The organism is Okibacterium fritillariae (genome assembly GCF_052783725.1).
The window spans coordinates 2,498,198-2,517,102 of sequence record NZ_CP199917.1 but is presented as its reverse complement, the minus strand read 5'-3'; the positions used below and the strand labels follow the sequence as shown (position 1 = coordinate 2,517,102).

The 18,905-nt window shown below is 69.2% G+C and carries 17 protein-coding genes; 14 read left to right on the top strand and 3 right to left on the bottom strand.

All coding sequences use genetic code 11. The features are described from left to right. Nucleotides 1–17: 17 nt before the first annotated feature. Genes ACUWEX_RS11565 through ACUWEX_RS11550 form a run of 4 tightly spaced genes read left to right on the top strand, consistent with a single transcriptional unit; the run spans nt 18 to nt 4,372 of the window. Entirely contained in the window at nt 18–1,049 is a 1,032-nt protein-coding gene (locus ACUWEX_RS11565; RefSeq protein WP_079728123.1) for an ABC transporter permease, read from the top strand. A 2-nt stretch (nt 1,050–1,051) separates the two neighbouring features. Then, nucleotides 1,052–2,302, top strand: coding sequence for a M24 family metallopeptidase (locus tag ACUWEX_RS11560; protein ID WP_445996354.1), 1,251 nt, complete (start codon nt 1,052–1,054; stop codon nt 2,300–2,302). 58 nt (nt 2,303–2,360) lie between these two features. Continuing rightward, nucleotides 2,361–3,314: an alpha/beta fold hydrolase gene (locus ACUWEX_RS11555; RefSeq protein ID WP_445996353.1), complete on the top strand. Its 954-nt coding sequence runs from the start codon at nt 2,361–2,363 to the stop codon at nt 3,312–3,314. After that, nucleotides 3,203–4,372 (top strand): Lrp/AsnC family transcriptional regulator, encoded by a 1,170-nt coding sequence (locus ACUWEX_RS11550; RefSeq protein ID WP_445996352.1) that lies wholly within the window; start codon nt 3,203–3,205, stop codon nt 4,370–4,372. Before ACUWEX_RS11555 ends, ACUWEX_RS11550 begins: the two co-directional genes overlap by 112 nt. A gap of 26 nt (nt 4,373–4,398) precedes the next feature. On the opposite strand, the gene ACUWEX_RS11545 is transcribed toward ACUWEX_RS11550, so the two are convergent. Then, nucleotides 4,399–5,280 carry a MurR/RpiR family transcriptional regulator gene (locus ACUWEX_RS11545; protein ID WP_445996351.1) on the bottom strand — a complete coding sequence of 294 codons (882 nt, stop codon included), beginning with the start codon at nt 5,278–5,280 and terminating at the stop codon, nt 4,399–4,401. Nucleotides 5,281–5,433: 153 nt separating this feature from the next. Here ACUWEX_RS11545 and ACUWEX_RS11540 point away from each other — a divergent pair, with 153 nt between their 5' ends. The 5 genes from ACUWEX_RS11540 to ACUWEX_RS11520 all read left to right on the top strand — a co-directional run bounded on the left by ACUWEX_RS11540 (nt 5,434) and on the right by ACUWEX_RS11520 (nt 10,775). Continuing rightward, complete coding sequence (locus ACUWEX_RS11540) at nt 5,434–6,798, top strand: MFS transporter (RefSeq protein ID WP_200811543.1); 1,365 nt, start codon at nt 5,434–5,436, stop codon at nt 6,796–6,798. Beyond that, the gene (locus ACUWEX_RS11535) at nt 6,795–7,961 is read left to right on the top strand and encodes an anhydro-N-acetylmuramic acid kinase (RefSeq protein ID WP_445996350.1); all 1,167 of its coding nucleotides are present in this window, start codon (nt 6,795–6,797) and stop codon (nt 7,959–7,961) included. Before ACUWEX_RS11540 ends, ACUWEX_RS11535 begins: the two co-directional genes overlap by 4 nt. A 55-nt stretch (nt 7,962–8,016) precedes the next feature. Continuing rightward, the gene (gene murQ / locus ACUWEX_RS11530) at nt 8,017–8,955 is read left to right on the top strand and encodes an N-acetylmuramic acid 6-phosphate etherase (protein WP_445996349.1); all 939 of its coding nucleotides are present in this window, start codon (nt 8,017–8,019) and stop codon (nt 8,953–8,955) included. Between the two features lie 24 nt (nt 8,956–8,979). Further along, nucleotides 8,980–9,750 (top strand): glucosamine-6-phosphate deaminase, encoded by a 771-nt coding sequence (gene nagB, locus ACUWEX_RS11525; RefSeq protein WP_445996348.1) that lies wholly within the window; start codon nt 8,980–8,982, stop codon nt 9,748–9,750. An 80-nt stretch (nt 9,751–9,830) separates the two neighbouring features. Then, nucleotides 9,831–10,775 (top strand): AraC family transcriptional regulator, encoded by a 945-nt coding sequence (locus ACUWEX_RS11520; RefSeq protein ID WP_445996347.1) that lies wholly within the window; start codon nt 9,831–9,833, stop codon nt 10,773–10,775. A gap of 9 nt (nt 10,776–10,784) precedes the next feature. Here the strand turns inward: ACUWEX_RS11520 and ACUWEX_RS11515 are convergent, their stop codons facing one another. Next, nucleotides 10,785–11,390: a TetR/AcrR family transcriptional regulator gene (locus ACUWEX_RS11515; RefSeq protein ID WP_079728140.1), complete on the bottom strand. Its 606-nt coding sequence runs from the start codon at nt 11,388–11,390 to the stop codon at nt 10,785–10,787. 129 nt (nt 11,391–11,519) lie between these two features. On the opposite strand from ACUWEX_RS11515, the gene ACUWEX_RS11510 reads away from it, so the two are divergent. After that, a complete protein-coding gene (locus ACUWEX_RS11510) occupies nt 11,520–12,524 on the top strand; it encodes an NAD(P)/FAD-dependent oxidoreductase (protein WP_445996346.1) in 1,005 nt (334 codons plus the stop codon). A gap of 24 nt (nt 12,525–12,548) precedes the next feature. Here ACUWEX_RS11510 and ACUWEX_RS11505 read toward each other — a convergent pair whose 3' ends face one another. After that, on the bottom strand, nt 12,549–13,502 hold the full coding sequence (locus ACUWEX_RS11505; protein ID WP_445996345.1) for a CPBP family intramembrane glutamic endopeptidase: 954 nt from the start codon (nt 13,500–13,502) through the stop codon (nt 12,549–12,551). A 157-nt stretch (nt 13,503–13,659) separates the two neighbouring features. Between ACUWEX_RS11505 and ACUWEX_RS11500 the strand changes: the two genes are divergently transcribed. The 4 genes from ACUWEX_RS11500 (at nt 13,660) to ACUWEX_RS11485 (ending at nt 18,870) form a co-directional block, all read left to right on the top strand. Further along, nucleotides 13,660–15,126 carry a polysaccharide biosynthesis tyrosine autokinase gene (locus tag ACUWEX_RS11500; RefSeq protein ID WP_445996344.1) on the top strand — a complete coding sequence of 489 codons (1,467 nt, stop codon included), beginning with the start codon at nt 13,660–13,662 and terminating at the stop codon, nt 15,124–15,126. 122 nt (nt 15,127–15,248) lie between these two features. Beyond that, on the top strand, nt 15,249–15,854 hold the full coding sequence (locus ACUWEX_RS11495) for an arsenate reductase/protein-tyrosine-phosphatase family protein (RefSeq protein WP_445996343.1): 606 nt from the start codon (nt 15,249–15,251) through the stop codon (nt 15,852–15,854). A gap of 12 nt (nt 15,855–15,866) precedes the next feature. Beyond that, nucleotides 15,867–16,892: a hypothetical protein gene (locus tag ACUWEX_RS11490; RefSeq protein ID WP_445996342.1), complete on the top strand. Its 1,026-nt coding sequence runs from the start codon at nt 15,867–15,869 to the stop codon at nt 16,890–16,892. Nucleotides 16,893–17,175: 283 nt separating this feature from the next. Beyond that, entirely contained in the window at nt 17,176–18,870 is a 1,695-nt protein-coding gene (locus ACUWEX_RS11485; protein ID WP_445996341.1) for a sugar transferase, read from the top strand. Nucleotides 18,871–18,905: the final 35 nt, after the last annotated feature.

Below are 18,905 nucleotides of genomic sequence, written 5' to 3'. Positions count from 1 at the left end.
CGATGAAAGGCGAGCGGATGTCTTCTCCCACCGACTCTTCGACCGATACGGGCGCTGGCCCCGACGCGGGCACGACCGCGGGCGTCGACCCCGCCGAAACCGCCGCCGCGACCGACGCTGCGACCGGTCAGCCGGCCGACGCCAGCGAGAACGCGGAGCGCGATCGCGCGGCCGTGGCCTCGACCGGCGCAGAGCCTGTCGCGACGGAAAGCCTGCGCGCGAGCGCGGCAACGTGGCGGGCCTTCCGCAAGGAGCCCCTCGGCCTGCTCGCGCTCGCCGTCATGGCGGTTCTCGTGTTCGTCGCCGTCGCCGCGCCGCTGCTCGCTCCCTACCCGGGCAGCTACGGCGACACCGTGCTCGAGGGCCCGACCGGAGCGCACTGGTTCGGCACCGACTCGCTCGGCCGCGACGTCTTCGGCGAGGTCATCTGGGGCACGCAGCAGAGCCTGCTCGTGGCCGTGCTCGCGAGCCTCATCGCCATCGCCGTCGGCACGCTCGTCGCCGTCGTCGGCGCCTACTTCCGCAAGCTCGACGGCCCCATCTCGGTGCTCGTCGACCTCATGCTGTCGCTGCCCGTCTTGCCCCTCATGATCCTCATCGCGGCGCTCGTCGGGCCGTCGACCACCACGATCATCCTCGTCGTCGCCGCGTTCTCGTGGCCCGAGGTGACGCGCATCGTGCGCTCGCAGGCCCTGACGGTGGTGGGCCTGCCCTATGTCGACGCGGCGCGTTTGATGACGACATCCCCGGCGTGGATCATCACGAAACACATCATCCCGGCCGTGACGCCCGTCATCGTCGTGTCGGTCGTCGTCACCGCGTCGCGCGCCGTGCTCTCGGCGGCCGGGCTCGCGTTCCTCGGCCTCGGCGACCCGAACACGTGGTCGTGGGGCCGCATCCTCTATGAGGCGCAGCAGTCGGGCGCCATGTCGAGCGCCTGGTGGCTGACGCTGTTCCCCTCGCTCGCCATCCTCGCGCTCGTGCTGTCGGCCACGCTCCTGTCGATCGCCTACAACGACGCGCGCAACCCCAAGTCCCGCCGGAGGTAGACATGGTTTTCACACAACGCCTCGGCTCTGACTTCTTCGAGACCGTGCAGCAGGGCGTCATCGAACGCCTGCGAGAGGCCGGGCTCGATGCGGTCGTCACCGCTGATCCCGAGGATGTCGCCTACCTCACGGGCTTCTTCCACCACCCGGGCGAGCGGCCCGTGGTCGTGTGGCTCGAGGCATCCGGTCGGTGCGTTCTGCTGCTGCCCGCGCTCGAGCGCGAACACGCCGAGAGCCAGTCGGCGCACGCCGAACTCGTCGACTACCCCGAGTTTCCGGGTGTCGTCAGCCCGTGGGATGTCTTGGCCGAGCGGGTGCGACCGGCCGCCGTCGCCGGCTTCTCGTCGTCGCCGGGCGCTGCGGCATCGTCGGTCTCCGTCTCCGTCTCCGCTTCCGCTCGTTTGCGGGTCGGCCACTCGACCACCATCTCGTATGAGCGGCTCGTCGCGGCCACGCGGGCCTTCTCGTTCGCGCAGCTCGAACCCACCGATGTGATCCTGCACTCACGTTTCATCAAGCAGCCCGGCGAGGTCGAGCTGCACCGCGAGGCCGCGCGCATCACCGACCGCATGCTGGACGCGGGCGTGCGGCTCGTGCGCGACGCCGTCGTGGCGGGCGGCCAGATGCCGAGCGAGGCCGAGCTGGCGGCGCACGTCGGTCGCATCGGCACGGGCGTCATGTACGACGAGCACGCGGATGTCGTGGTGGGCTCGTTCCTGGCAGGCGGCCTCGTCTATTCGGGCGCCAACAGTTCGAAACCTCACGGGCTGCCCTCGAGTTATCGCCTGCGACCCGGAGACACCTTCATGTTGTCGCTCGGCTGCGCCGTGGGCGGGCGTTTCGTCGAGGGGGAGCGCACGTTCGTGATGGGCGAGCCCACGGCATCCCAGATTCGCTATCACGACGCCATCTACGAGGCGCAGAAGCGCGGGCGCGAGACCATTCGTGCCGGGCTCGAGTGCCGCGAGGCCAACGAGCTGTGCCTCGACGTGATCCGGGATGCGGGGCTCGGCGAGTACATCCTGCATCGGCAGGGGCACGGCATCGGGCTGGGCATGCACGAACCGCCCTGGCTCGAGGCGGGCGACGCCACGGTGCTCGAGGCCGGCATGGTCGTTTCGAACGAGCCGGGCATTTATGTGACGGGGCACGCGGGCTACCGCATCTCGGACAGCATGCTCGTCACGGCCGAGGGCGCCGAACCCCTCACCTCCTTCCCGCGGCGGCTCGACGATTGCCTCATCGAGCTGTGATGGACATCGAACGCATCGAACGCACCGAACGCACCGAACGTCGACAGAAAGGTCAGCGATGACATCCGAAACCGTTTCCCCCGAATTCGCCCGCGCCACGAGCGAAGCCCAGATGGTCGAGATCAACGGCAACCGCCTGGCCGTCGAGGTTCTCGGCCCTGAAGGCGCGCCCGTCATCCTCACCCACCACGGCGCGCCGGGCCTCGGCTCACGGGCCGAACCGCGCGCGAGCTTCGGGCGCCTGGCCGACGAATACCGCGTCATCGTGTTCGACGCGCGCGGCTCGGGCCAGAGCGAGGGCAACGGTGTCTTCTCGCACGAGCAGTGGGCGGCCGACCTCGACGCGCTGCGCGAATGGGCGGGCGTCGAGCAGGTCGTCATGGCCGGAGGCTCCTACGGCGGCTTCATGTCGATGGAGTACGCCATCCGCTACCCCCACCGCGTCGCCGCCATGGTGTTGCGCGACACAGCCGCCGACAACAGCCACTCCGAGCTGTCGCGCGCCAACGCGCTCGCGAGCGATCGGGTCACGGTCGACATGGAAAAGTTCGACCGCATCGACGAGGGCCGCGTGCGCGACAACGACGACCTGCGCGACTGCTGGCGCGAGATTCTGCCCCTCTACGACTTCGAATACGACCCCGCGGCCGTCGAGCGCAAGGTCGAGGCCACGCCGTATCGATACGAAGCTCATAATTACGCGTTTTCGCACAACCTTCCGCACTACGATCTGAAAGAGGCGCTGCCGGGGGTGACAGCGCCGACTCTCATCACGGTAGGGCGTACCGACTGGATCACGCCCGTATCGTGCAGTGAGACGATCGATCGGCTGATTCCCGACAGCACGTTGAGAATCTTCGAGAAGTCGGGCCACTCACCCCAGATCGAGGAGGCGGAAGCATGGACCGACGAGGTGCGCACGTTCCTGCACCGGGTCTACCCGCCCACGACGGCGACCAGCCCGGCGAGCGACCCGAGCGACACGCCGGACCCGACCCCGACGGCGCCGTAGGGCAGCCGAACGTGCCGGTGAAGATGCTCGACGAGCTGACCGAACTCGATCGCCGCATCATCGTGGCGTTGCAGCACGACGGGCGGGCCAGCTGGCGCGCCATCGCCGAGATGGTGGGCGGAACGGTCGCCACCGTCACACGGCGCGGGCAACAGCTGCTCAGCTCGGGTGTGGCGCGCATCGCTGTGCTGCCGGCGCTCGGTTCAGAGGGTCCCGTCGACGCGTTCCTCGTGCGCATCAACTGCGCGCCGGGCACCCAGTTGCAGGTGGCCGAAGAGTTGGTCGGGCATCCGGATGTGCGCTTCATCACGCTCGTGACGGGCGGCTATGACCTGATCGCCGAGCTCGTGGTGCATGGCGGCTCGACGCACTACCCCCAGATCATCCAGCAATTGCAATCGATCCGTGGCGTGGAGCGGTGGCGCAGCGACCTCATCATGCACGTCTACAAGGTGAGCTACGACTGGAGCCGGCAGCTGTTCGCCAGCACCATGAAGCTGCCCGAGTCGGCGGCCGAATCGCTCGCGCAGGTCGACGCCGGGGTGTGCGACCCGAGCCACTTCGACGACCAGGATCGAGCCATCCTCACCGCTTTGCGCGACGACGGCCGCCTCACCTTCAAGTCGGTGGCCGATGGCCTGGGCATGAACGAGTCGAGCGTGCGTCGCCGTTTCGAGCGCATGCGGCAACTCGGATGCATGGACACCCTCACGCTCGTGCCCGCCTCGGCCCTCGGCATGGGTGCCGAGACGCTGCTCACCGTGAACGTGGCGCCCGGCCAGCTCGAGGCCGTGGCTCAAGCCCTGCGCGCCTACCCCGCCGTGCGTTATCTCGCGGCGACGCTCGACCAGAACTCGCTGTTCTGCGAGGTCATCACGCCGTCGACCGAGGATCTCTATAGCTTCATCACGTCGTCGCTGTCGACGCTCGAGGGCGTGCTCGGCTGGAACGCCGCCATGGAGCTGCTGTTCCTGAAGCGCGGTTTCGTCGAGACGCCGTGGTGGCGGGCCCAGGTCGGCCTGCCCGCGCGTCGCGGCGCCTCGACGGCGACGGCGTAGCGGCTCACGTCGCAGGGCGCGATCGCTCAGCTTCGCGCAACCGCCCGGTAGGTGCGCTGCAGGGCCGAGGTCGACGCCTCGTAGTTGGCCTGCGCCACCCCGGTGAACAAGCAGTCGACGACGAGCAACTGCGCGATGCGGCTTCCGAGCGCCCCCGATCGCAGCGGGCTCTCCCGCGCGGCCGTGCGCAAAACCGTGTCGGCCAGCCCCGCGAGGGGCGAGTTCTCGTCGTTGGTGATCGCGATCGTCGCGGCCCCCGACTCCTTCGCCAGCCGCAAGAACTCATAGGTGTCGGTCGTCGCGCCCGAGTGCGAGATCGCCACCGCCACGGCGTCGGCGTCGAGCACGGCGGCGGCGGTCCAGGCGGTGTGCGCCTCCGACCATTCGAGCGCCACCCGCCCGATGCGCGAGAGCTTGCGCTGCAGGTCCATGGCCACGATCGCGCTCGCACCCACGCCATAGATATCCACACGCCGTGCGCCCGTGATCGCGTCGACGGCCGCCTGCAGGTTGTCGATATCGAGGATCTCGGCCGTGTCCGCGATCGACCGCGCCTCGGTGGCCGCGATCTTGGCCACCACATCGGCGAGCGAATCATCCGGCGAGATATCGGATGTCGGCACCGACGATTCGTCGGCCGCCAACCGTTCGCGCAGGTTCTGCTCGGTCAGGTCCTGCCGCAGATCGCGGTATTTCTCATAACCCATGCGCCGTGTGAACCGCACGACCGTTGTGGTCGAGGTCTCAGACTGCTCGGCGATCTCGCCGATCGATCGCCCCGCGAACGCCTCGGGGTCGGCCAGCAGGGCCTCGGCGATGCGCCGCTCGGCCGGCCGCAGCGTGGGCAGCAGGGCGCGAACCTCGATGAGCACGGTGCGCGAACCCGGGCGCCCCTTGCGTGGATTCATGTTCTGCGCTTTCGTCGGGGCGGGTGGTGTCATCGCCAGCCTATTGTCCCGCGTCCGGCCGCGAGGAACAAAAGTTACACAGAAGAAACAAATGAGGTAACTTTATGTCCTACGGTTGGTGACATCCCCGCCGGAACCAAAGGAGGTACCCCCGTGTCTATCGCCACCGCTCCCACCGTGAGCCCGAAAGCACGCCGCCGCGCCATCGTCGCCGGCAGTGTCGGAAACTTCATCGAATGGTATGAATTCGGCATCTACGGCTTCTTCGCCACGATCATCGCCAGCCAGTTCTTCAGCGGCGGCCAGCAGTCGGGGGTCGAGGCCCTCATCGCCACCTACGCCTCCTTCGCCATCAGCTTCTTCTTCCGCCCCGTCGGCGCCGCGCTCTTCGGCCGCATCGGCGACCGCATCGGCCGCAAACCCACGCTCATCATCGTGCTCATCATGATGTCCGTGGCCACGGCCCTCATCGGCGTGCTGCCCACCTACGCCTCGATCGGCATCGCGGCGCCCATCCTGCTCACGCTCGTGCGCATTCTGCAGGGCCTCTCGGCCGGTGGCGAGTTCGGCGGCGCCGTGTCGGTCATGACCGAGTTCGCACCCGCCGGCAAGCGCGGCATCTACGGCGCGTGGCAGTCCTTCACGGTCGCCCTCGGCCTGCTCGCGGGTGCCGGTACGAGCGCCCTGCTCGCCACCCTGCTGAGCGAAGCCGATCTCGCGGCCTGGGGATGGCGCATCGCCTTCCTCGTGGCACTTCCCCTCGGTGCCGTGGCGCTGCTCTTGCGTCTAAACCTCGAGGAGACCCCCGCTTTCCAGAAGGTGGAGCAGGCGAAGGCAGCCGGTGCGCCCGCCGGGGCCGATGCTGCCGCTCGCGCCGATGCCGCCGCCCTGGCCGACGCCCCCGTCATCCGTGCCGGTGCCGCCGAGACCGCCAAGGCCATCGTCGTGGGCATCGCGCGCCTCATGGGCTGGTCGGCCGCCGGCTACACGTTCCTCGTCGTCATCCCCTCCTACCTGCAGAGCACGCTCAACGCGTCGTTCCAGCAGGCGCTGCTCGCCACGGTGTTCGCCAACCTCGGTTTCGCCGCCGCGATCCTCCCGGCCGGATGGCTCTCCGACCGCATCGGCCGCCGCTGGGTCATGCTCACGGGCTCGCTCGCCATCCTGGTGCTGGCCCTGCCGCTGCTCAACCTGCTGCAAGACCCGAACTCCACTGTCGAGGTTCGCTCGTTCGCCGTCATCGTCGCGGGCTTCGCCGTCGGCCTCATCGCGGGCCCCGGGCCGGCCATGCTCGCCGAGATGTTCCCCACCACGGTGCGTTACACGGGTCTCGGCCTCGCCTACTCCATCTCGAACGCCGTCTTCTCGGGCAGCGCGGGACTCATCATCACGTCGCTCATCGCGGCGACGGGCAACATCGACGTGCCGGCCTACTACGTCATGGCCACGTGCTTCGTGAGCGCCATCGCGATCGCCACGCTCAAGGGCGACGCCCACCGCAAGGAGCTGCGCAAATGACTTCTGCATCCACCCGTGTGATCGGCTTGATGTCGGGCACCTCGCACGACGCCATCGACGCCGCGGCAGCCGACATCCGGGTCGACGGTGACACGCTCGTGGTCACACCGCTCGGGCTGATCAGCGTGCCCTACGCCCCCGAGCTGCGTGCCGCCATCTCGGCCGCGCTGCCGCCCGCGCGCACCTCGGTCGACGAGGTCTGCCGGCTCGACACGCGCATCGGCCAGGCGTTCGCGGATGTCGCGGCCCGCGCCCTCGACGAACTCTGCGACGGCCGCGCCGACCTCATCGTCTCGCACGGCCAGACGCTCTACCACTGGGTCGAGGACGGCCGCGTCGAGGGCACGCTGCAGCTCGGCCAACCCGCCTGGATCGCCGAGAAGACGGGCGTCACCGTGGTCGCCGACCTGCGTTCGCGCGACGTCGCCGCGGGCGGGCAGGGTGCGCCGCTCGTGAGCATCATCGACGCGCTCTGGCTGGCCGGCAGTTCAGCCGCCGCCGTCAACCTCGGCGGCATCGCCAACGCCACGCTCGTGTCGCCCTCGGCCGACCCCATCGCGTTCGACACCGGCCCCGCCAACGCCCTCATCGACGCCGTGGTCACAGAACACACGCTGGGCGCCGAGCACTTCGACGCCGACGGCGCACTCGCGGCCGCCGGCACCGTAGACGAGGCGCTGCTCGAACGCCTGCTCGACGAGGGCTACTACGCGCTTCCGGCCCCGAAGTCCACGGGCAAGGAGCTCTTCCACCTGGGCTATCTCGCGCCATTCCTGGCGGGATACGAGACGCCCAGCATCCAGGATCTGGTCGCCACTCTGACAGCCCTGACGGCGCGCACCGTGGCCGATGCCGTGCGGGGCGCCGACCGCGTGATCGTGGCGGGCGGCGGCACCCACAACCCCGTGCTGATGGGGATGCTGCGCGCCGAGTTGCCGCACGCCGACGTGGTCACGAGCGACACGCTGGGCCTCCCGTCGGCCGCGAAGGAGGCGCTCGCGTTCGCCGTGCTGGGCTTCCTGACCGTCAACGGCCAGACCGGAACGCTGCCGTCGTGCACGGGCGCGCGTCACGCGAGCGTGCTGGGCGCCATCGTGCCGGGGGAGTCGCTGCCCGAGCGCGTGCTCACCGGCCCGCCCCGCCGCCTGCGCTTTGAGCGCTGACCAACCGACCGGCTGCCTCGGCCACACCTCGCCGAACGTGAAACAAGGAACACAGATGTCCTCAGAAGAACTCGACTCCCTCGCCTCGCTCTACACCGAGGGCCCCAATCCGAAGACCACCGACCTCGACACCTTCGACACCGTGCGCGTGCTCGAGGTCATGAACGACGAAGACCAGCTCGTCGCGCCCGCCGTGCGACGTGTGCTGCCGCAGATCGCCCAGGCGGTCGACCTCATCGCGGCGGCGCGACGCGCGGGCGGACGGCTCATCTACATCGGCGCCGGCACGAGCGGTCGCCTCGGCCTGCTCGACGCCGTCGAATGCCCGCCCACGTTCGGCACCGACCCCTCCGAGGTGCTCGGCCTCATCGCGGGCGGCGAGAACGCCTTCGTGCGCGCCGTCGAGGGGGCCGAAGACGATCCGGCGCTCGCCGTCACCGAACTCGAGGCGGCGCACGTCGGACCATCCGATGTCGTCGTCGGCCTCGCCGCCAGCGGTCGCACGCCCTATGTGATCGGCGGCCTGCGCTATGCGCGCGAGCAGGGGGCCGCAACGGTCGCCATCTCGTGCAACCCCGGCGCCCGCATCAGCGCCGAAGCGGATGTCGCGATCGAGGTGCTCACGGGCCCCGAAGTGCTCACGGGCTCCACGCGCCTGAAGGCCGGCACCGCCCAGAAGCTCGTCTGCAACATGCTCACGACCGCCAGCATGGTGCGCACGGGCAAGGCCTACGGAAACCTCATGGTCGACCTGCGCCCCACCAACGCCAAACTCGTCGACCGGGCGCAACGCATCGTGGCCGAGGCCGCGCACGTCGACCGCGATCGGGCCGACCGGGCGCTCGAGGCCGCGAGCGACCACGCCAAGACGGCCGTCGTCATGCTGCTCGCCGACCGTGACGCCTCGCAGGCCGCGGCATTGTTGGCGCTCGCCGACGGCAACGTGCGGCGGGCCGTGGCTCTCGCCGCCTCGCCCTCCGAGCGCTCCGTCTAGCGAAACCGTATTCAGGAGAATCACGTGGAAGTCATCATCGTTCCGACCGCCCAGGATGTCGGCGAGCTCGCCGCCGCCCGCATCGCCGACCTCGTCGCGAGCAAACCCGACGCCGTCCTCGGCCTCGCCACCGGCTCGAGCCCGCAGGGTGTCTACGCCGAGCTGCACCGCCGCGTGCAGGCGGGTTCGCTTTCATTCGCCGGGGTGCGCGGTTTCGCGCTCGACGAATACGTGGGCCTGCCGCTCGAGCATCCCGAGTCCTACGCGAGCGTCATCACTCGGGATGTCGTCGAGCCGCTCGGTTTCGACCCGTCGAACGTGCGCGTGCCCGACGGCCGCGCCGACGACCTCGACCGCGCCGCCCAGGAGTACGACGAGGCCATTGCGCAGGCCGGCGGAATCGACCTGCAGATCCTCGGCATCGGCGCCAACGGCCACATCGGTTTCAACGAGCCCACGTCGTCGTTCGCATCCCGCACGCGCATCAAGACCCTGGCCCCGCAGACCCGGCTCGACAACGCGCGCTTCTTCGACAGTCCCGACCAGGTGCCCACGCACTGCCTCACGCAGGGGCTCGGAACCATCCTCGAAGCGCGCGAGGTCGTGCTCGTCGCCCAGGGCGCGGGCAAGGCGGCGGCCATCGCGGCGGCGGTCGAGGGTCCGCTGACCGCTCTCGTGCCGGGCTCGGCGCTGCAGCTGCATCGACGTGCCACGGTCATCGTCGACGAGGATGCGGCATCCGGCCTGAAGCTCGCCGACTACTACCGCTACACCTACGCCCACAAGCCGCAGTAGTTCGTTCACGCCCATCAGGCCCTGTGCGCATTCTGGATATTGCCTCCCCGGGGTATTGCGCGGGAAAATGGGTCTGAGATATGAACGACGACTTCACCGCCTCGCGGTTCCGCACACGCGATCCCGAAGAGGCCCTGCCGGTGCTAGCCCGGCACTATTCAGCGGTGTCTCTGTCGACCGAGGAGCCCGAGCGTTTCGCCATCGATCACGCGATTTCGGGGGACAGCAGGCTCGCGGTTAGCCGAGTCGCCTTCGACTCGCGCGCCGAGGGCAACGTGCAGCTCGAGGACCGCTACTTCGTCGGGCACCTGCTCGCCGGTCGCATGAGCCTCGTCACGGGCCGCGATTCGGTCGATGTCACGCAGCCCATGCTTTACCCGCGCACCATCTGCACGGTCGGCTGGAGCGATCTGCGCATGGCCATCGTCACGATCGACGTCAGCGAGGTCGATCGCCTCGTGCGGCTCATGGGCGGCGACCCCCGCCGGCACTCGTTCACGGGCGTCAACCCGATCTCCCCGGCCCTCGGCACCCAGTGGGCGGCCATGGTCAAACACCTGAATCGGGATGTCTTCGGTGCCGCGAACCCCACTCCGACCCCGTTGCAGCGGGCCGAGGCTCGAGAAGAACTCGCCTCGACCATGCTGCGCGTCTTCCCCAACACCACGATGGATGCCCCCGACCTGCGCGAGCAGCTGTGGGCTCCGGCCAACCTGCGGCGCGCGCTGCGCTTCATCGAAGAGAACGCGACGGGGGTGGTGACGGTGGCGTCGGTCGCCGAGGCGTCGGGTTACAGCATCCGCGGCCTGCAGAATGCGTTCCGTCGCTCGATGGATATGACCCCGCTGGCCTACCTGCGACGCGTGCGCCTCGACGCGGTGTATTCGACGCTGCGCGGGGCGACCCCTGAGGATGGCACGATCGCCGACATCGCGCGCCGGGCCGGGTTCACGCACATCGGCCGCTTCACCGAGCAGTTCCGCGCGGAGTTCGGCATGACCCCGCGCCAGACCCGGGGTCTCTGAGGCAGGGGCTCAGTCGTTGTAGCGCTCGGCGCCGAGACTGCGGTCGTCGAGCCGGCGCAGCACGTTCTCGACGAGATAGGCCGCGCGGTTCGGCGGCATGCGCGGCGGCTCAGAGGCTCGGGCCAGCGCGATCCCGTCGAGGGTGGCGAGCAAAAGCGCGCTTTCCGAACCCGCATGCAATTCGGGGTATATCTCGGCGACGACCTTTTCGAGCCGTTCTTCAAGTCGCTTCCAGGCGCCCTGGTAGTTCTTCGCGAACGCGTCGTTCGAGGTCGATTTCGCGGCGAACCACAGCCACACAATGGCGGCCTCGCGCCCGTCGTCGGTCACGCAGGCCAGCGCCATGCACATCTGCTCGAACCTGTCCCGCACGCTCGGCGTGGCGGCCTCCATCGCCTCGAAGCGGCGGCGGAAGCCCGCGATGATGTGATCCATCGCCGCCTGCAGCAGCTCGTCCTTCGACGGAAAATGCGTGGTCAGCTCGGCGACCGTCACGTCCAGCTCGGCCGCGAGGCCGTCGATCGATGCCGCTTCGAGCCCGTCGCGCGCGATCACGTGCACGAGTGCGTCGAGAACGTGGGCCGTCGCCGTTGACGCCCGAGGTTCAGTTTCCATACCCGTAAGTATCCGCTATACGCAGGCTTCTCCCGCGCACAATGCGTATTCGCGCCCATCTTGCGCATTCGGCAAGACCTCTTGCTCCTCGCGCTCGACCCGTCGAGGATGGAGGAGAAGGAGATCACCATGACATTCGTTTCACAGCCCGACACCGCACCCACCGCAGCCCGCCCGAACGACGTCGACGTCCTCATCGTCGGGGGAGGCGCCGCCGGCCTCTCGGCCGGACTCGTCCTCGGCCGCGCCCGCCGCAGCGTGCTCATCGTCGACGGCAGCCAGCCCCGCAACGCGCCCGCCGAGGGCGTGCATGGCTACCTCACGCGCGACGGCATCCCGCCCGCCGAGCTCGTCACCCGCGGCCGCGCCGAGGTCGAGCACTACGGCGGCGTCATCCGCGACGGCCAGGTCGTCAACACGCGCCGCGACCCCGACGGTCTCTTCGTCGCCTCGCTCGACGACGGTTCCGAGGTGCTCGGGCGCCGGCTGCTGATCGCGACCGGTCTCGTCGACGTGCTGCCCGACATCCCGGGCCTCGCGCCGCTCTGGGGCAAGGATGTGCTGCACTGCCCCTACTGCCACGGCTGGGAGGTGCGCGACCGCCGCATCGGCGTGCTGGCGACGAGCCCGCTGTCGTTCCATCAGGCCTGGATGTTCCGCCAGTGGACAGCCGACCTCACCTTCTTCCTCAATGACGTCTTCGAGCCGAGCGACGAGCAGTGGGAGCAACTGGCGGCCCGCGGCATCCGTGTCGTGCGCGGCCCCGTCGCCGAGGTCACGCTGAACGACGACGGCCGGATGTCGGGCGTCACGCTTGCCGACGGCACCGCCTTCTCGCTCGACGCCCTGGCGGTCGGCTCCCGCGTCGAGGCCCGCATCGCCCCGTTCGCGCCCCTCGGAGTCGTCCCCACCGACCACCCGACGGGTATGGGCACGTTCGTCGCGGTCGACGAGGCGGGCGCCACCGGCATCCCCGGCGTCTGGGCCATTGGCAACGTCTCCGAGCTGCGCACCCAGGTCTCGACCGCGGTCGCCGCGGGCAACTTCGCGGCCGCCCAGATCAACGCCGACCTCATCATCGAAGACACGGCCGAGGCCGTCGCCGCCTACCGCGCCCGCGCAACCGACGCCTAGCGGCATCGATGCGGGCCGAGAGGCCTAAGCAGCCGTGAGCCCCGCGATAATGATGAGCCCGTTGAACGTGGCGTGCGCGATGATGGCGCCGCCGAGGCGCCCGGTGTAGGCCGCGAGGGCCCCGGTGCCGAGGCCGAGGATGAGGGTCGAGAGCCCGACCGACCACATGCCCACGCCGAACTGCGTCTGCAGCACGTGCACCACCGCGAAGACGACCGACGAGGCGATGATGGCCGTCACGGTGGCGCGGCGACGGTCGCGCGAGACGCCGACGGGGCGGGCCGCGGCCAGGGCGGCCGCATCGGCAAGGGTCGGATGCGGGTGGGTGTGCGAGGCATCCCGGTGCGCGTGGTCGAGCGCCGAGGCGGTGTGGCCGAGGCCGGTGGTGGGCTGAGGGCCGGTCGCGGCCAGCACCACGGGGGCGGTGGCCGTTGCGAGGTCGCCGGCCGCGTCATCCGTGAGCCCGTCTCGCGATGCCGCGACGGCCCCGTTATAGATAGAACGCTGCAGCAGCCCGCGGAAGAACAGCTCTTCGATCAGCGGTGCCAACACGATGGGCGCCAACAGCGTGCCGAACACCCAGACCGCGTTGTATTCGACCTCGCCGATGGTGACATAGCCGATGCTCATGCGCCCGTAGAAGGCGATCTCGATGAGGCTGGCGGCGACGCGCGCGAGCAGCCCCACGCCGAGGCCCCACAGGATGTCGATGAACCGGAAGCGCAGTCCGAAGTCCGCGGTGAGCGAGCGGCGCCCCCGCAGGAACGAGGCGATGAGCACGGCGCCGAGCAGCGGAACCCACACCACCAGATAGCTGAGGAACGTGGCGACGCCGATGGTGGTCGTCCACCCGGAGGTGAGGATGAGGGGCAGGAGGGCGGCGAAAACGAGCGCCAATCCCACACCGATGGCCGCGTCAGTGGCACCCCAGCGCGGCACGCGGGGCGTGGCGAGGGGTCGTGACGTGGCGGCATCCATGTCACCAATGTAGGGGTTCGGCCCCCTCCTGTGGGTGTGGCTGGCGGGGTTAACCTGCTTGTAACCCGCCAAATGCGCGCATCCACCCGCCGTGTGGGATCATGAACCCGGGCGTTCTCACGTTCTGCCCGCTCGTTCAATAGGGGAGGACGCTCGAGTGGAGCTTCGCGACTACATCCGTATCCTGCGCAAGAGTTGGTTGCTCATCGTGTTGCTCACCCTCGTGGGTGTGGCGGCGGCGGCCACGTTCTCTCTGCTGCAGAAACCCATGTACACGGCATCCACGAAGGTCTTCGTGAGCACGTCGTCGGGGCAGAACGTCTCCGATCTGGCGCAGGGCAACTCGTTCACGGTGCAGCGGGTCAAGACCTACTCCGACCTGGTGACGACCCCCATCGTGCTGCAGCCCGTCATCGCGGCCCTCGAGCTCAACATGACGTCGGATGACTTGGCGTCGGCCGTCTCGGCCTCTGCTCCTCTCGACACCACTCTCATCGAGATCAGCGTGTCGAACGAAGACCCGGTGCTCGCCGCCGACCTGGCCAATGCCATCTCACAGTCGCTCACAGCCGTTGTGCAAGACATCGAGGCCCCCGAGGCCGGCAGCGAGAACACCAGCCCCGTGAAGCTCACGCGCGTGCAGGATGCCCCGGTGCCGCAGTCGCCCGTCAGTCCCAAGGTTCCGCTCAACGTCGCCCTCGGCGCGCTCGTCGGCCTGGCCCTCGGCCTCGCCATCGCGGTGCTGCGCGAGACCCTCGACAACCGCGTGCGCAACGAGCGCGACGTGGCCCAGCTCACCGATGCCCCCATCATCGGCGGCATCGCGTTCGACCCCAAGGCCAAGACGCGCCCCCTCATCGTGCAGGCCGATCCGCGCAGCCCGCGGGCCGAGTCGTTCCGAACGCTGCGCACCAACCTGTCGTTCCTCGATATTGGCTCAGAGGACCGCAGCTTCGTGGTCACGAGCTCGGTGCAGTCCGAGGGCAAGAGCACGACGGCCGCCAACCTGGCCATCTCGCTGGCCGACTCGGGTGCCCGCGTGCTGCTCGTCGACGCCGACCTGCGCCGCCCGAAGGTGGCCGAGTACATGGGCCTCGAGGGCGCCGTCGGCATCACCGATGTGCTCATCGGCCGCGCCGAACTGCTCGACGTGGTGCAGCCGTGGGGCCGCTCGAAGCTCTTCGTGCTGCCGGCCGGCAAGATCCCGCCGAACCCGTCCGAGTTGCTGGGCTCGTCGGCCATGGCCGACCTCGTCGCCCTGTTCAACCGCGAGTTCGACGCCGTCATCTTCGACGCGCCGCCGCTTCTGCCCGTCACCGACGCGGCCATCCTCTCGAAGAGCGTCGGCGGCTCGATCCTCGTGGTCGCCGCGGGTCACACGCACAAGAACCAGCTCAAGGGCGCCGTCTCGGCGCTCGAGAACGTGGGGGCGCCGATCTCGGGCCTCGTGCTGACGATGCTGCCCACCAAGGGCCCCGACGCCTACGGATATGGCCGCTACGGCTACGCCTACGGGTATGGCTACGGCGACGAAGAGACGGTCGACCAGTCGGCCGTGGCCGAAGACGGTTCGCGCCCCGCCAAGCCCACCCCCTCCAAGAAGACCACCACCAAGGGCGCCTAGCCCGTCACACACCTTGTTCGCGCGATGCCGCGCACCGCGTCGGGCGTCCGCCAGCCAGCCCGTTCACCCGCGGTGCAGCGCGCAGTTCTACCCTGGGATGAAGTTCGGGAAAGGTTTCGCTCGTGTCTGACGCAATCCGTGTACTACCCACTGTGAAGGTTCCTGCTTTGCGCGTTCTCACCGTCTGCACCGGCAACATCTGCCGCTCGCCGATGGCCGAGCAGATGCTCGAGTCGGCCTTCCTGCAGGCGGGCATCGCGGCGCACGTGTCGAGCGCGGGCACCCAGGCCATGGTCGGTCACGATCTCACGCCCGAGACGGCCGCGCAGCTCAACGCGCACGGAGTGGCCCCCAAGGCGCACCGCTCGACGCAGCTCACCGAGGGCCTCGTCTCGGCCGCCGACCTCGTGCTCGTCGCCACGCGCGCGCACCGCAGCGAGGTCGTCTCGCTGCTGCCGCGCGCGTCGCGCTACACGTTCACCATCCGCCAGTTCGCGCGGCTGGTCGACTCGCTGGAGGAGGGGGAGTGGCGCGCCATCCGCTCGCTCTCCGACCTCGTGATGTCGGTGGCGGCGCAGCGCGGTTTCGCCCTGCCGCCCGAAGACCCCACGATCGATGACGTCGTCGACCCCTACCGCCAGTCCGAGGCCGTCTATGCCGAGGTCGCCGACGAGCTCGACTCCTCGGTCGCCACGATCACGGCCGCGTTCGCGCGAGCCGCGAAGTAGCGGACGGCGCGCATGGCACGGGGTAAGCGTTCGGGGGCGCCGCGGTCGCTGTGGCGTCGCGACGGCGGTTCGTCGGATCAGCCGCGGTGGCGCACCTGGTTGATCGTCGGCGTGGCGTTGTTCCTCGTCATCGACGTCGTCGTCATCGCTCTGGCGTTGGCGCAGAACCGCACGCCGGCCGATGTGTCGACGTCCCGCCCCATCCCCACGTTCACCGACACGCCCGCGACCCCGGCCACCCCGGCTCCGGGCTCCGGTGGCGCCGGTTCGGGTTCGGGCTCGGGAGCTCCGGCGACGGGTGCCCCCGGCGCCGTCGATGACACCCTGCCGGCCACCCGCTTCATCGCCGCCGACAACGGCACGTCCGCCTGGCGGGCCACGCAGGGCTCGTGCCCCACGGGCGCCGGCGTGATCGAGCGCACGACCGACGGCGGCGTCACCTGGGTCAACGTGCCCGCGGCATCCCTCGACCTGCGCCAGATCTTCCGCTTCACGTCGCTCGGTGCCTCCTCGGCCGCCGTGGTCGGCACCACGGGCGACGACTGCACGCTCGAGGCGTTCCGCACGTTCTCGGCCGGCAGCACGTGGTCGGCCAACGCGGCCGAGCTCGCCGCCGCCACCTACATCGACCCGGCCCAGCCCACGGTCGTGCAGACGCCCGCCGGACCCGTCACGCCGCCGTGCCCCAACCCGCGCCAGGTCGTTCCGGGCACCGCGAATCTCACGGTGTTGTGCACCGACCAGCTTCTGTCGCAGCAGTCAGACGGCGCGTGGTCGAGCGCGCAGGTTGCCGGGGCGTTGGCCGCGACATCCACGTCGGATGGTCTCACCGTCGTGCGCGCGGGCGTGCAGGGGTGCGCGGGCCTCTCGATCGCCACGCTGCCCGCTGATCTCTCGGGTGCGCGCCTGACCCCGGTCGGATGTCTGGCCGCCGAAACATCGCCCGCCGAGGTCGCCATCTCGGAGTCGATGGGGTCGCTGTGGCTCTGGTCGAACGCCGCCAGCTATGTCTCGTCCGACGGCGGGGCAACCTGGTAGGTCGTTCCCCCCGTTGCGGGGTGATGTGTGCGCTTACACTGCGTTCTGTGTCATTTCGGACGGAATATCAGACCGTGCACGTACTAAACTGATTCTCACGCTATGTAACCTCTTCGGGGGTCGCAATGGGCGCGTATGTCCCCTCTTCGGACACTTGTTGTATGACCAGCATGTGCCGAAGTATTAAAGGTGCATTAACGCTCATATCTCCAGCCATAGCGCCAGATATGGTTGGCAAACCGGTCAACGTTGACGAACTCAGCACCACCACAGCGGGGACACCATGATCGAGGACGTTTCGACGACAGCACGTGACCGTGCTGCGTCTGCCGCGCAGTCTGGGTCACACGCATCGGCCGCCTCGCCCGCCGCCGGTCGGCCCGGCACCTTCGACGACGCCAGCGCCGACGCCACCGCTGCCCCCACATCGGGCTTCGGCTCCGAGGGTGCTGCCGCCGCCGCCTCGGCATCCACCCCCGACGGCCCCGACGCAGGCCGCCCCTCCGGCCTCCCCGGCACCCTCTCGGCCGCCCGCGCCGCCGCCCGCAACTGGCGTTCGGCCTACGGCTCCCGCCTCGTCTTCAGTGACCTGCTCGTGCTCGTCTGGGTGGTCTTCGGCGTGCAGATCGGCTACTTCGGCTACGACACCGCCAACGCCAACTTCGTGGGCGACCTGGCCGGCACGGTCGTCAGCTACACGGCTATCTCGTTGGCCATCATCGTCGGCTGGATGATCTCGCTCACCGCTTTCGGCAGCCGCGGCTATCGCGTGGTCGGCGTGGGCGTCGCCGAATACAAACTGATCGCCGATGCATCCGTGCGCTGGTTCGGTCTCGTGGCCATCATCGCGTTCCTGTTCAAGATCGACCTGGCCCGCGGCTACATCCTCATCGCTTTTCCGGTGGGCATGGTCGTGCTCATGTTCTCGCGCTGGATGTGGCGGCAGTGGCTGGGTGTGCAGCGGGCGCGCGGCGCGTATTCGTCGCAGGTGCTGCTGGTCGGCAGCGAGGAGTCCACGTCGCATATCGCCCGCGAACTGCAGCGTCAGCCGGCCGCCGGCTACCGCGTGGTGGGCGCCTGCATTCCATCGGGCCGTGTCGCCGACTATCTGCCCGGCACCACCATCCCCGTCTCGGGCAACGTCGATTCGGTGATGGAAGCCATGGATGCCACGGGCGCCGACACCCTGGTGATCACGTCGTCCGATGAGCTGTCGCCCCAGAAGGTGCGCGAGCTCAGCTGGAACCTCGAGCCCGGCCGCCAACACCTCGTCGTGGCGCCCGCGCTGACCGACCTGGGTGGCCCCCGCATCCACACCCGCCCCGTGGCCGGCCTGCCGCTGATTCACGTAGAGACGCCGCGCTATGAGGGCCGCAAGCAGGTGGCGAAACGCCTCTTCGACATCCTCGCCTCGGGCCTGCTCATTCTGGTGCTCTCGCCCGTGCTCGCCGTCATCGCCCTCACGGTGCGCCTCACCAGCCCGGGCCCGGTGCTGTTCCGCCAGCAGCGCGTGGGCATTCGCGGCAGCATGTTCTCGATGCTCAAATTCCGCAGCATGGTCACGGATGCCGAAGCCCTCCTCCCCGCCCTGCAAGCCGAATCCCGGGGCGCCGGCAACGAGGTCCTCTTCAAGATGAAGGACGACCCCCGCATCACGCGCATCGGCAAGGTGCTGCGCCGCTACTCCCTCGACGAGCTGCCCCAACTCTTCAACGTCTTCGGCGGCAGCATGTCCCTCGTCGGCCCCCGCCCACCCCTCGAATCCGAGGTCTCGTCCTACGAGAAGCACGTGCACCGCCGCTTCCTCGTCAAACCGGGCGTCACCGGCCTCTGGCAGGTCTCGGGCCGCTCCAACCTCTCGTGGGAGGACAGTGTGCGCCTCGACCTCTACTACGTCGAGAACTGGTCCATCACGGGCGACATCATCATCCTGTGGCGCACCTTCAAGGCCGTCGCCGGGCGAGACGGCGCCTACTAGCAATGCCCGCCAACCGAGAAAAATCTGAGGCCTAA